This is a genomic window from Streptomyces sp. NP-1717 (assembly GCF_022695985.1).
In the GTDB taxonomy this organism is placed as follows: Bacteria; Actinomycetota; Actinomycetes; order Streptomycetales; family Streptomycetaceae; genus Streptomyces.
Window position 1 is genome coordinate 26,018 of the sequence record NZ_JAAPBF010000047.1, and the last position, 12,573, is coordinate 38,590.

General features: G+C 67.6%; 10 protein-coding genes and 1 pseudogene. 7 read left to right on the forward strand and 4 right to left on the reverse strand.

Going from position 1 to position 12,573, the window contains the following annotated elements; genetic code table 11:
* Positions 1-4 precede the first annotated feature (4 nt).
* From GXP76_RS13195 to GXP76_RS13205, 3 genes are all read right to left on the reverse strand, one after another.
* Positions 5-1,216, reverse strand: a complete 1,212-nt coding sequence (locus tag GXP76_RS13195; RefSeq protein WP_242571696.1) for an amidohydrolase family protein — start codon at positions 1,214-1,216, stop codon at positions 5-7.
* 62 nt (positions 1,217-1,278) lie between these two features.
* A complete protein-coding gene (locus GXP76_RS13200; RefSeq protein WP_242571697.1) occupies positions 1,279-2,682 on the reverse strand; it encodes an L-serine ammonia-lyase in 1,404 nt (467 codons plus the stop codon).
* A 51-nt stretch (positions 2,683-2,733) separates the two neighbouring features.
* Positions 2,734-3,789, reverse strand: a complete 1,056-nt coding sequence (locus GXP76_RS13205; protein WP_242571698.1) for an Lrp/AsnC family transcriptional regulator — start codon at positions 3,787-3,789, stop codon at positions 2,734-2,736.
* 331 nt (positions 3,790-4,120) lie between these two features.
* Between GXP76_RS13205 and GXP76_RS13210 the strand changes: the two genes are divergently transcribed.
* Positions 4,121-4,966 carry an enoyl-CoA hydratase/isomerase family protein gene (locus GXP76_RS13210; RefSeq protein WP_242571705.1) on the forward strand — a complete coding sequence of 282 codons (846 nt, stop codon included), beginning with the start codon at positions 4,121-4,123 and terminating at the stop codon, positions 4,964-4,966.
* A gap of 403 nt (positions 4,967-5,369) precedes the next feature.
* Here GXP76_RS13210 and GXP76_RS36030 read toward each other — a convergent pair.
* Positions 5,370-5,675: pseudogene (locus GXP76_RS36030) on the reverse strand (helix-turn-helix domain-containing protein); the annotation flags it as partial.
* A 577-nt stretch (positions 5,676-6,252) separates the two neighbouring features.
* On the opposite strand from GXP76_RS36030, the gene GXP76_RS13215 reads away from it, so the two are divergent.
* The 6 genes from GXP76_RS13215 to GXP76_RS13240 form a co-directional block, all read left to right on the forward strand.
* A complete protein-coding gene (locus tag GXP76_RS13215) occupies positions 6,253-7,167 on the forward strand; it encodes an ABC transporter ATP-binding protein (RefSeq protein WP_242571699.1) in 915 nt (304 codons plus the stop codon).
* Complete coding sequence (locus tag GXP76_RS13220; RefSeq protein ID WP_242571700.1) at positions 7,167-8,033, forward strand: ABC transporter permease subunit; 867 nt, start codon at positions 7,167-7,169, stop codon at positions 8,031-8,033. The genes GXP76_RS13215 and GXP76_RS13220 overlap by 1 nt, the downstream gene beginning before the upstream one ends.
* Positions 8,034-8,068: 35 nt before the next feature.
* Positions 8,069-8,767 (forward strand): response regulator transcription factor, encoded by a 699-nt coding sequence (locus tag GXP76_RS13225; protein WP_242571701.1) that lies wholly within the window; start codon positions 8,069-8,071, stop codon positions 8,765-8,767.
* Positions 8,764-10,251 (forward strand): HAMP domain-containing sensor histidine kinase, encoded by a 1,488-nt coding sequence (locus tag GXP76_RS13230; RefSeq protein ID WP_242571702.1) that lies wholly within the window; start codon positions 8,764-8,766, stop codon positions 10,249-10,251. Before GXP76_RS13225 ends, GXP76_RS13230 begins: the two co-directional genes overlap by 4 nt.
* A gap of 699 nt (positions 10,252-10,950) precedes the next feature.
* Positions 10,951-11,877 (forward strand): 5-dehydro-4-deoxyglucarate dehydratase, encoded by a 927-nt coding sequence (kdgD, locus tag GXP76_RS13235; protein WP_242571706.1) that lies wholly within the window; start codon positions 10,951-10,953, stop codon positions 11,875-11,877.
* Between the two features lie 34 nt (positions 11,878-11,911).
* A partial coding sequence (locus tag GXP76_RS13240) for an aldehyde dehydrogenase family protein (RefSeq protein ID WP_242571703.1) occupies positions 11,912-12,573 on the forward strand: 662 nt, incomplete at its 3' end.

Here is a 12,573-nt window from a genome sequence, read left to right on the forward strand (position 1 = left end):
CGCGTCACCGTACCTGCGTGCCGTCGAGCCACACCTGACGGACCCGGCCGCGAAGGTCGTCGAGATCGGACAGACTGCCTGCGATGACGACGACATCCGCGAGCTTGCCGGCTGCCAACTTTCCGGCGGTGTCGAATCGGAGGAGTTCGGCCGGGCTCGATGTCGTGGCGCGCCAGGCATCCAGCGCGGACATCGACGAGGAGTTCACCATCAGAGCGAGTTCTCCGAGGTTGCTCGCTGCCGGGCTCCAGTAGGGCGGGCTGTCGGTCCCCATAGCGATCTTCACCCCCGCCTGGACGGCGAGTGCGAAGCTCGCCTGATGAGCTTCGACGGCCTCACGGGCAAGGTTGGCGTTCTCTTCCGGGATCGGTATGCCGCTGTCAGCGGCGTCGATGATGGCGCGTGTTGCTGACAGCGTGGGAACGAGCCAGGCGCCACGCTCGAGCATGAGGTCGACTGCTTCGTCGTCCAGGTAGTAGCCGTGTTCGATGGAACGGACGCCGGCCCGCAAGGCTGCCTTGATTCCCTCGGTCCCCTGCGCGTGGGCGAATACGTAGGTGTCGGCTGCGGCGGCTTCGGCGACGATCACCGCTAGCTCGTCGGCGCGAAACTGGGCGTGGCGGGGATTGTCGCCTGTAGACATGACTCCGCCGGTGGTGGCGATCTTGACTGCGTCGGCTCCCGCGCGCAGGACTTCACGGACTCCTCGCCGCACTCCGTCGGGGCCGTCGACGACCGGGTTGGGCCGTCCGGGGTGTGCCGTCATCATCGGGATCGATCGATGACCTCCCGAGGGGAGATGGACATCGCCGTGCCCGCCCGTTTGGGACAGCATAGAGATCGCGATCTGCAGTCGTGGTCCCTCGATGAGTTCTTGTGCGATCGCTTGCTTCACCCCTAGGTCTGCGCCTGCGGCATCCCGGGCAGAGGTGATGCCTTGGTCGAGCAGGAGTGACAGGTTGCGCTTTGCTTCGTAATACTGCAGGGAGAAGGCTTGTTGTTCGGCGCGTGCGAGGTTGAAGTCTCTGGTCATCACGTGCACGTGGCAGTCGAACAGCCCGGGAAGGACTGACTTCCCTGAGCAGTCCACAACGTGATCACCGTCCAGATCGGTCCCGACATCGACGACGTGGTGGCCTTCGATGACGAGGTCGGCCATGCCTGCTGAGGTTCCGTCGAAGACGGTCCCATTCTTGAAGACTGTGCGGACTGCCATTGCTCCTCATTTCCTGATTGTTCGACTGCGCAGGTGGGGCGCGGGAGGCGCCTGACGCGGCTTCAGCACTCGACAACGTTGACGGCCAGCCCGCCCAGGGCCGTCTCCTTGTACTTGTGGTTCATGTCCGCGCCGGTCTCACGCATGGTGGCGATGACCTGGTCCAGCGAGACGTGATGGTTGCCGTCGCCCCAGAGCGCCATTCGCGCGGCGTTGATCGCTTTCACCGCAGCGATCGCGTTGCGTTCGATGCAGGGCACCTGTACGAGGCCGGCAACGGGATCGCAGGTCAGGCCAAGATTGTGTTCCAGCGCGATTTCGGCGGCGTTCTCCACCTGGCGTGGTGTACCGCCGAGGATCTCGGTCAGTCCGGCTGCGGCCATCGCCGATGCAGAGCCGACCTCGCCTTGACAACCCACCTCGGCACCGGAGATCGAGGCGTTGGCCTTGCAGAGGCTGCCCACCGCCGTGGCGGTGAGCAGAAACCTCTCGACGATGTCGTTGCGTGAATCGTCGTCGGCGCCCTTGCCGGCAGCCGTGTAGTTCAATGCGTAGAACAGTACGGCGGGGATGATGCCGGCCGCACCGTTGGTCGGTGCGGTCACGACGCGACCGCCGCTGGCGTTCTCCTCATTCACTGCCAATGCGATGAAGTTGACGCGCTCCTGCCAGTACTGCTCACTGTGCTCGGGGTCCTCGCGGTCCAATCGCGACGCCCATGCACCGGCTCGCCGACGGACATCGAGGCCGCCAGGGAGGACCCCTGTCCGCGATACAGCCGAGGTGACGCATGTTTGCATCGTGTCCCACAGTTCGCGCAATCCCCGGCTGAGGTCCGCGTGTGAGCGCCCTGCGAGTTCGTTCTCGCGTATCACGTCGCAGATGCGGGAACCTGTCTGGTAGCAGACAGCGAGCAGCTCCGCCGCCGTGCGGAACGGGTGGGGAATCGAGGTCCATTGCGCGCCGCCGGGGCGCTCCTCGTCGCCGTCACGGACAACGAACCCGCCCCCGACGGAGTAGTACGTATCCGATCGAACAGCAGCGCCGGCACGGTCGTATGCGGTGATCGTCAACGCGTTCGGATGGCGCGGACGTACGGTCAACGGTCGCAGTACGAAGTCCTCGATCCGGCAGGGGATTTGTTGCCCTGCGCCCAGGCTCACCGTGCCGGATGCCGTGATGTCCGCCAGCCTTCGCTCAACTTCGCCGGAGTCGATCCTGGCTGATTGCGCACCATCCAGGCCCAGAAGAACCGCGGTGAACGTGCCGTGACCGTGCCCGGTCGCGGCGAGCGAGCCGAAGATCTCCACTCGCACTGACTCGACGCAGTCCGCCGCGCCCGCTCGTCGCAGGTCCTTCGCAAAGGCGGCGGCTGCCTTCATCGGCCCGACTGTGTGCGAACTCGAGGGCCCAATCCCAATAGTGAACAGGTCGAAGACACCGACAGGAGCTGTCGAAGTGGTCATGAGGCAGGACGGTAGTCCGCGCCTCCAATGGTCCCGGCCTGGTGCAGGATTTCACTCGAAACGAGTGATTGGCTGAGGCATATTGGTCAGCAGAGGGCTGAATTCGCCGGTGGTGTGCCCACGGGCGTCGAGGCGGTGTCCTTCCTTCTTGACCGTGCGCAGTACGACGGAACGGTCGGCGATGCTGACGCCGGGAAGCTTCTCCTCCAGGATGACCTCCAGCCGCTGCACATCAGCCAGCGTCGGCAACCACACGGCCAGGATGAGGTTGTACTGTCCGACAGTTGAAACCGCGAGGCGGATCTCGCCGATACGCGTGAGCACAGACCCGATGCGCTGCACGAGCGCGGCAGGGACCCGGAGGAAGTACCACGCATGAACCGGCCGGCCTGATTGCGCCTTTGCCATATCCAGGCGGGTGTCCAATCGGCCTTGTGCGGTCATGGCGGCAACCGCATCCCGCACCCGACGCTGGCCCACGCCGAGGGTCCTCGCCAGGAAAGCCACTGTCGCCCTGCCATCCGGTCCCAGCAGGCGAAGGAGTTGGTCCTCCAGCTGAGAGTCGACGCGGCTGCTCGGGGATCGCGAGACCTCGACGCTCCGCTCCACCGCAGCGATCTCCTCGGCAGACAGGGAGCGAAGGCGCCACTGTCCTCCGTCCACGAACGGCGACGAGAACAAGTGGGCCCGGGTCGCCCGGATCCCGTCAAGTGCCGGTACCCGCAACATCAAGTATTCCGTCAGCGCATTCATGCTGGATGTGGCCACCAGCACGAGCATCTCGCGTCCCCCGGCCGTGAGGTCCACCGTGAACGCTTCACTGTCCGCCGCGATCTCCTGTGCGAGACGGAGCGTGGCGGCAGGGTGGGCTTCAATCTCCAGTATTGCCGACGGCCCTCTCAGCTCCGGGCCGGGATGTCCCGACACCCATGCGATGCCGGCCTCGACGATGCGGTCCCAGCGCCGGGCGAGGGTGACCGCGTCGACCCCGATGATCGGCGCCAGCGCAGCCCAGCGTGCTCGCGGGTTGATCTGGAGGGCATGGATGAACCGCCGATCGAGCTCATCCAGGTCGTAGTCCTGCCGACTCTCGTCCAAATCACTCATGAAAATTGACTCTATGGTACGAGAAGGCTCGCGGTTTCAGCGGGCATGCGGCTGTTCACGTGCCGAGCGCCGAAACATCCTGAGGTGGCACCGTACCGAGATCCCAGACGACGCTACTCACGATGCGGTTGAGTGCCAATGCGGAGCTCGTGACACCTGGCCGAATTGCGGCGGAAAGGCATGCCTGCCTGACGTAAAACCTCGCCGTGGTCGGCCTCTGGGGATTTTTCCTGCGTTGCCGGTCACGCCGCTTCCTCGCGGAGTAATGATTTTCACGGCAGTGAGAGCGTCGGTATCCCGGCGCAGACGAAGGAGGACGACCTTGGCGACCATGTCAGACCCCCGGTGGGAAGGCCACGTTCCGCCGACCGCATTTGAGGAGTACTCAGAGAAGTACGCCGCTTTCTTCAAGATGCGCAGGGAGAACGGGATCATCGAGCTTCGGCTCCACACTGACGGCGGTCCGTACATCCATAACTGGGCTGCCCACAACGCGTGGAACCGGGTGTGGCAGGAGGTGGGCAACGACCCCGACAACCACGTCCTCATCCTGACCGGCACCGGCGAGACCTGGTTCCGAGGTGACCCGGGGGAGACGTGGCCGCGGCCCGTTGTGGAGGAGGAGCCCGACTACATCTTCCAGCAGACCATCGATGCGTGGAAGCTGATCGAGAACTTCGTCAACAACCTCGACATCCCGACGATCGCGGCGGTAAACGGTCCCGGGATCCACACCGAGTTCGCGCTACTGTGCGACATCACTCTGGCCGCGGAAGACGCGGACTTCATGGATCCGCACTTCATGGCGGGCACCGCGCCGGGAGATGGACTCTCGCTCGCCCTGCAGCACCTGATGGGTACGAAGCGGGCAGCCTACGACATCTACAGTGGCCGTTCCATCCCTGCGCGGAAAGCACTCGACTACGGACTCGTCAGCGACGTACTTCCGCGTGAGGAGCTCCTGCCGAAGGCGTGGGCGATCGCGGGTGACATCATGAAGCGCCCGCGGTTCGCTCGCTGGGCAACCCATAACATCGTGTCTCGCCCCTGGCGCAAGCTCGTTGCCGAAGATTTCGGTTTCCACTTCTCGCAACAGATGCTCGCCACCGTCGCTGCCAAGCGGCAGGTTCCCGATCCCGACCTGGTCGTCGAGGCACGCTCACGCAAAGTGTGGTGAGAGCCTGAAGGGCGAAGCAGGGTGTCGGCCGCCGCACGGACGGCGGCCGGCACTTGTCTACTCGTCTCATCGGGGTGTTGTCGGCTGGCGAGTCAGTTTCAGGTGAGCGCCGGCGTGACATCTGTCGATCAGGGCGGGGCGGCGGATCCTTGGATCTGCCGCCCCGCCCTGGCCGCCTTTCGCGGCGCGAAGAGGATCGGCGTCGACCCGACGCGGTGGGACGGGTCCCCGACCGCCGAGACGGTCTCGGCGACCAGGCAGACGGTCTCGCCCGTTTTGGTCTGAGCTGACCGAGCGCGACTTGGACCTCGATCAGGTACGGTGCCGCGGCACCGGCGAGGACCGGCGCCCTGGCGCCGAGGGTGTACGTGCCGGTTCGGCCGCTCCGGATGAGCACCCCGCACGACGCGAGTTCGGCGGCGATGCGCGAGGCTGTCGACTTGCCCGGGCGAGTCTGCTCGGCCAGGTCGGTGACCGCCTGTGGTGTGCCCGACTCGGCGACGCACGTCAGCAGAGTGAGCGCGCTGCTCAGTCGCCGGTGTACGTGACCCTCACGGTCTGCCTGCTGTCCTGGACGCCGGGACGGCCCGGACCGGCTCGGTGAAGTCGTCGCGAGGGAGGGCGAGTCCGTTCTCGACCATGGGCACCACGCAACGCGGCCAGCTCTGCGGGCCGGATCCGGTCGAGGTGGCGGTGACGCAGTACGCAGGCCGGCCTGCGGCTCTGTGCGCCTGACGAGGACTTGGACGGGCGGTCGTGACGGCCCAGCAGTTTTTGATCATGAAAACCCTGGGCAGCGCGCCCTCTGCCCGAGCAGGACGGGCCCGCACTTTCGGCGTCCGGCATCGGGTGACGGCAGCCCCGGCCCTGCGCGGCACTTCCGCAGCCTGCTGGCCTCCCACGTGGCCCCGGCCCCCACCCCGCATCAGGTCGAAGCATGCAGGTCACAGGTGTGGCGAGCCGGGTGCTCGGACAGGGGTGCCCGCTCGCGCCGAGTCGGCCACAGCCGCCCCCGTGGTCCGTGCGCCCGCTTGCCGGGCAGATGTGGCGAGCGGCTGGCGGGGTGGGGAACTGGTTTATGGGAGTTCTGTGTGAGTCCGCTGGCCGTGCGCCACACCCACTTTCGCGCTCCGACCGCTGAGCTGCGCCTTTGCCAGTTCACGGGGGTGCGGGGCTCACATACGGCTCACAAGGTGCACAGCTTGTCCCAGAAGCGTTGGCCAGGGTGGATCCCGGACGCCCCGACCACGGTGGCTGTCTTATCGCAACCCTTGTTGGAGGATCGCATGATCGAGGTGAACGGGCTCACCAAGCGTTACGGCGACGTGCTGGCCGTCGACGACCTGAGCTTCACCATTCGCTCTGGAGAGGTCACCGGCTTTCTGGGCCCGAACGGGGCCGGGAAGTCGACGACGATGCGGATGATCCTCGGGTTGGACGCACCCACCTCCGGCACCGCCGCCGTCAACGGCCTGGCGGTGGCGGTACAGCCCGCGCCGCTGAAGGCGGTCGGGGCACTGCTGGAAGCCGGAGCCGTGCTGCCCAGCCGCAGTGCTTACCACCACCTCTTGGCGTTGGCCGCCAGCAACGGGCTGGGCCGCGATCGTGTCGAGGCGGCCCTCGACGAAGTCGGGCTGTCGGGCGTGGCGCGACGGGCAGCCGGCACCTACTCGCTCGGCATGAAGCAACGGCTCGGCATCGCCGCAGCCCTGTTGGGTGACCCGCCGGTGCTGGTGCTGGACGAGCCGCTCAACGGGCTCGACCCCGAGGGGATCGTCTGGATCCGCAAGCTGATGCGCCGGATGGCCGCCGAAGGCCGGGCCGTGATGATGTCCAGCCATCTGATGAGCGAGATCGAACTCACCGTCGATCACCTCGTCGTGATCGGCCGGGGCCGGCTGATCGCCGACACCAGCATGTCCGAGTTCATCGCTGAGCACTCCCACCAGGAAGTCGTAGTGCGCTCACCGCAGGCCACCGACCTTGCACAGCGCCTGGCTCGGTCCGGCGCCGCTGCCCGGCTCGAAAGCGAGGACCGGCTGGTAGTCACCGGCATTGGCCCTGCCCGGATCGGCGCACTGGCCGCGGCCGGAGGCATCGAGCTCCACGAGCTGACACTGCGCCAGACCTCGCTTGAGGAGGTCTTCATGGAACTGACCCACGACAGCATCGAGTACTCCTCCGACAAGGACGCCGCCTGATGAGTAAGACCCTCACCCCCGTCCGCACCCGCTTCCCGTCGGTCAAGACGCCTCAGCTCCGCTCCACACACGGGAAGCCGGGCGGCAGAGCGCGGTTTCGGCACGTCCTGCACGCCGAGGGGATCAAGATCTGGACGATGCGCTCGACGCTCTACGTCATCCTCGGAACACTACTGCTGGGCGGCGCCCTCGCCGCACTCAACGGCTCCTCCGCGGGCGATGAGTTCGCTGACATGACGGCTGCGGACAAGCTCACGTTCGACCCGCTGGCCACCAGCTTGAAGGGGTACATGCTGGCGCAGGTCACCATTGCGCTGCTGGGCGGCATGGTGATCACCGCCGAGTACGGCAGCCGCACCATCGTCAGCACGCTCAGCGCAGCCCCGCACCGCAGCCGGGTCCTCGCAGCCAAGGCGGCCGTGCTCGCCGCGATAGCCCTGATCACCGGATGGGCGACCACGTTCAGCGGATTCCTCGTGGGCCAGGCGGCGCTCAAGGGCACTGGCGCACCGCACCTGACGCTGTCCGACCCGCAATCCGTGCGCGCCATTCTGGGCGGTGGGCTGTTCCTGGCTCTCGCCGGACTCATGGGCCTGGCTGTGGGCACGCTGATCCGCAGCACCACCGCCACGGTGACCACCCTGTTCGCCGCCATGCTGATCGTGCCCGCGTTCGGTCCGGCCCTGCCGGGGCCGCTGTCGGAGTGGACCGCGAAGTTCTGGCCGCCATCCGCCGGCGGGCAGATCATGACGAGCTATCAGGATCCGTCGCTGCTCACGCCGTGGCCCGGACTCGCGGTGATGGCCGGGAGCGTGGCCGTTCTGCTGGCCGCCGCGTTTCTCACCTTCCGCAAGCGCGACGCGTAGGAAGATCGGACGGGGCAATCATGAACGGGGCGGCCATGACAGAGCAGTTGTTGGTGGTGGAGGACGATGCCACTCTGCGGGAGCTGCTGTCTGCGAGCCTGCAACTGGCCGGCTTCACCGTGACGTCGGTGACCACCGGAGCGCAGGCGCTGACCGCCGTGCGGCGTGCGCGCCCCGATCTGATCGTCCTCGATGTCATGCTGCCGGACTTCGACGGGTTCGAGGTCGTACGGCGTCTGCGCCAGGACGGGCCGCCCGCGCCGGGCGGCCCGCCACCGGTGCTGTTCCTCACCGCGCTGGACGCGGCCAAGGACCGGATCAGCGGGCTGAGCGCAGGCGGCGACGACTACGTCACCAAACCGTTCAACCTGGAAGAGCTGATCCTGCGGATCCGGGCCATTTTGCGCCGTAGCAGCGGCCAGGCCCCGGACGGCCGGCTGAGGGTGGGGGATCTCGCGCTGGACCCCGACAGTCACCAGGTGACCCGCGCAGGCGCGATAGTCTCCCTGTCGCCCACGGAGTTCAACTTGCTGCGCGCGCTGATGGAACACGTCGGCCAGGTCTTGTCCAAGGAACAGTTGTTGGACTTGGTGTGGCACTACGACTTCGGCGGCGACGACAGCATCGTCGCCTCCTACATCAGCTACCTGCGCCGCAAACTGGACGCCGGTGAACCCAAGTTGATCCACACGGTGCGCGGCACCGGATACGTGCTGCGCAGGCCGCCGCAGTGAACGGCGCCGACGCCCGCCCCAGCCGGGGCCTGTCGCTGCGCAGCCGACTGCTGGCGATCACTCTCGCCTTGCTGGTCGCGGCGCTGCTCGCCAGCACCGGCCTGGTCATCGATCAGCTTCAGCGTGAACTCGTGCGGCAGCTCGACGAACGCGTCAAGGGCGTCGCCGCCGTGACCGCCCGCCTGCCCGATCTGCCGGCCGTGGTCAGCAAGGACGCCCCTCAGGTACGTGAGAGCGTGGAGCAGTTGTGGCTCCCGGACGTGTACGTCACCGCCCTCGGCCCCGACGGTCAGGTCACCCAGGTTGTCCGGCAGGCCACCGGCCCGGCCCCGCAGCTGCCCGTTCTGGATGCCGCGGCGGTCGCCAAGCGTGACGGCAAGCCCTTCTCCGCAGAAGCGGCGAGCGGCGGCGAGACCTGGCGAGCCGTCGCCGTACCGAGAGCGTCCGGCGAGAGCGACGCTTCGACAGGCAGCGTGGTGGTGGCGGGCTCACGCAGCGACGTCGATGACGCCATGAGCCAGCTCACCAAGAAGGTCCTGCTGATCGACGCCGCGGTCCTGGGACTCCTGGGACTTGCCGGATGGTTCGCGGTGCGCGGCGGACTGCGGCCGCTGCGCCGCATCGAGACCACCGCAGCCGCCATCGCCTCCGGAGACCTCTCCCGCCGCGTCCCGCAGCTCGCAGCCCCGCGCACCGAACTCGGCCGGCTGTCCACCTCGCTCAACGGCATGCTCGACCGGATCGAGGCGGGCAACGCGGCCCGCGCCGAGACCGAGCAGCGCATGCGCCGCTTCATCGCCGACGTCAGCCACGAACTGCGCACCCCCCTGGCCGGCATCAAAGGCTTCACCGAGCTCTACCGGATGGGCGGCATGCCCGATCGCTCGGACGTCGACACCTCGATGAACCGCATCGAACGCGAAGCCGGCCGGCTGGTCGGGCTGGTGGAAGAACTCCTGCTCCTGGCCCGACTCGACGAGGACGCGGCCGCCGCCGCACAGACGCTGCAGCTCACCCCCATGGACCTGCGTACCCTGGCCGCGGACGCGCTGCACGACCTGCGCGCCCTCGACCCGCAACGCCCCGTCGCCCTCACCGGCCCCGGCGGTGGACCACCCGCCGCAGCCCCCGTCCTCGGCGATGAGGCCCGGCTTCACCAGGTCACCTCCAACCTGGTCGGCAACGCCATCGCCCACACCCCCGCGGGCACCCCGGTGCGTATCGGCGTCGGCACGCGAAGCGGTCTGGCCGTCCTGGAATTCCACGACGCGGGCCCCGGCATGACCGCGGATCAGGCAAGACGCGCCTTCGACCGGTTCTACCGGGCGGACAAAGCCCGCGCCCGCGCCCGCATCGGCGGCGGTGCCGGCCTGGGGCTGGCCATCGCCGACTCCCTCGTACGCGCCCATGGAGGCCGTGTCGAGATCGAGACGGCCCCAGGCTCCGGCGCGAATTTCCGCGTCCTGTTGCCTCTGCACTCCTGAGCGCCGTGCTGCTGGCGCCGAAACATCAAATGAGCCGACAGTAGACGCGGGCGGTGCTGCGTGGCGGCTACGCAGTGCCTAGCACAAGCCCAACTCCGTGACCGCGTGGGCGACGAGCGTGGTCACTCCTGCTCGCCCGCCGATCGTGGCAGCCGCCGAGCTCTTCCATGAGGCAGATCCCCATCGCCGCCTGCACAGCGACTCAGTGGCTCCAGGTGTGGCTGGGTCGGCAGGACTCGGATCGTAGGGTCGGGCTGGGAAAGCGCGCGGAACAGCTGCCGGTTGGGCGCGGTCATCTCGTTGACGACGCGGACCAGGTGCTCGACGTTGGTGCACAACTCGAGCGGGCTTACTCCAGGACCGGCATTGAATGCCCCGGCAGTCGGGTGTGGGCACCACCAACGACGGCGTCGAAACACTGAGTGCGCCGACGACGGCGCCGTGAAACCCAGTGCCTTTGTCCTGATCTCGCCTGCCGGCGCACCGCGCGCCGACGGCACCGTCTGCTCGGACAGCCCGAGAATACGCCGGGCGCGCGGCCGTGGTGCAGCGTCTCGGCTACAGCGAGAGAACTCTGGGTAAACATCGATCCCATATAGGTATCAGTTGATGCCAAAGAAGTGTTGGACGCGCATCGTTCCGGTTTCTATGGTTCATCGCAGTCGCTGTCTCAAAAGTCACCCCCGAGAGGAAACGCTGATGCCCGCCTTTACCCAAACCGAGCTTGCCGAGCGCCTCGGCTCCGGGCTGCTGTCGTTTCCCGTCACCCACTTCACCCGTGACCTGGCGTTCGACGAACCCGCTTACCGGGAGAACATCGTCCGTCTGGGCAAGCACGAGATAGCCGGCCTGTTCGCCGCCGGCGGGACGGGCGAGTTCTTCTCCCTGACCCCTCAGGAAGTCGGCGCCGTAGTCCGAGCCGCTGTCAACAGTGCGCCCAAGGGCACTCCGATCATCGCCCCGGCCGGGCACGGCACCGCGCAAGCGGTTGAGATGGCCCGCGACGCCGAGGCGGCGGGTGCCGACGGCCTGCTGCTGTTCCCGCCCTACCTCACCGAGTCCTCCGCGGACGGCCTCACCGCGCATGTGCGCGCCGTCTGCGAGTCCACTTCGCTGGGTGTGGTGGTTTACAGCCGCGCGAATGCCGTGTACACATCGGACACAGTGGCCACGCTCGCCGATACCTGTCCGAATCTGATCGGTTTCAAGGACGGTATCGGCGACCTGGAGGAGATCACGCGGATCCACTCACGCCTCGGCGACCGCCTGGTCTACATCGGCGGGCTGCCGACGGCGGAGGCGTTCGCGCTGCCGTACCTGGAGTTGGGTGTCACGACCTACAGTTCGGCGATCTTCAACTTCCTGCCCGAATTCGCCCTGGCCTTCTACGGCGCTGTACGAGCGGGGGACCGTACGAAGGTGCGTCGGCTGCTCCACGACGTCGTGCTGCCCTACACCGCGATCCGCGACCGTAAGGCGGGCTACGCGGTGAGCATCGTCAAGGCCGGCATGGATCTGACCGGACATCCCGCCGGTCCGGTACGGCCCCCGCTGACCGACCTCGACGAAGCCGAGCGTGACCTGCTGGCCGGTGTCATCGAGGCGTCGCGCACAGCCACCGCCTGACGCCACCGAACCGTCGAAGCGCAAGGAGACACCCGTGTCCGCCCTCCCCCCGACCGGCCCCACCGGCGCCATGGTCATCGGAGCTGAACCCGTCATCGGTACGGGTGAGGAGATCCGGTCCGTCGATCCCCGCACCGGCGCGGCTCTCGATCCTGGCTACCTCGCCGCATCGGCCGACCACGTCGAGCGGGCCTGCGCGCTCGCGAAGCAGGCTTTCCCGGCATTTCGGGCTACCACCGCCGAACAGCGCGCCGGGTTCCTCGACCGCATCGCCGATCTGCTCGACGAGCGCCGGGATCCACTCGTGGAGCGCGCCCACACCGAGACCGCGCTGCCCCGTCCGCGGCTCACCGGCGAAGTGGGCCGCACCAGCGGTCAGCTGCGCCTGTTCGCCGCAGAGCTGCGCGCCGGGACCTGGCAGGGCGCCCGCATCGATCCGGCACGGCCCGGCCGCGAACCGCTCCCACGCTCCGACATCCGGCAACGCAGGATCGCGCTCGGCCCGGTCGCGGTGTTCGGCGCCAGCAACTTCCCTCTGGCCTTCTCCACCGCCGGGGGCGACACGGCGTCGGCCCTGGCCGCCGGGTGCCCCGTGATCGTCAAGGCGCATCAGGCGCATCTGGGTACCGCGGAGCTGGTGGCGCGGACGATCGCCGAAGCGGCGGCCGACACGGGTATGCCCGAGGGCGTGTTCTC

What these genes read in the sequence shown, in the direction of transcription:
- GXP76_RS13225 (WP_242571701.1), top strand. Translation starts at nt 8,069, where the DNA reads ATGACAGAGCAGTTGTTGGTGGTGGAGGACGATGCCACTCTGCGGGAG.
- GXP76_RS13215 (WP_242571699.1), top strand. Translation starts at nt 6,253, where the DNA reads ATGATCGAGGTGAACGGGCTCACCAAGCGTTACGGCGACGTGCTGGCC.
- GXP76_RS13205 (WP_242571698.1), bottom strand. Translation starts at nt 3,789, where the DNA reads ATGAGTGATTTGGACGAGAGTCGGCAGGACTACGACCTGGATGAGCTC.
- GXP76_RS13200 (WP_242571697.1), bottom strand. Translation starts at nt 2,682, where the DNA reads ATGACCACTTCGACAGCTCCTGTCGGTGTCTTCGACCTGTTCACTATT.
- kdgD (WP_242571706.1), top strand. Translation starts at nt 10,951, where the DNA reads ATGCCCGCCTTTACCCAAACCGAGCTTGCCGAGCGCCTCGGCTCCGGG.
- GXP76_RS13210 (WP_242571705.1), top strand. Translation starts at nt 4,121, where the DNA reads ATGTCAGACCCCCGGTGGGAAGGCCACGTTCCGCCGACCGCATTTGAG.
- GXP76_RS13220 (WP_242571700.1), top strand. Translation starts at nt 7,167, where the DNA reads ATGAGTAAGACCCTCACCCCCGTCCGCACCCGCTTCCCGTCGGTCAAG.
- GXP76_RS13195 (WP_242571696.1), bottom strand. Translation starts at nt 1,216, where the DNA reads ATGGCAGTCCGCACAGTCTTCAAGAATGGGACCGTCTTCGACGGAACC.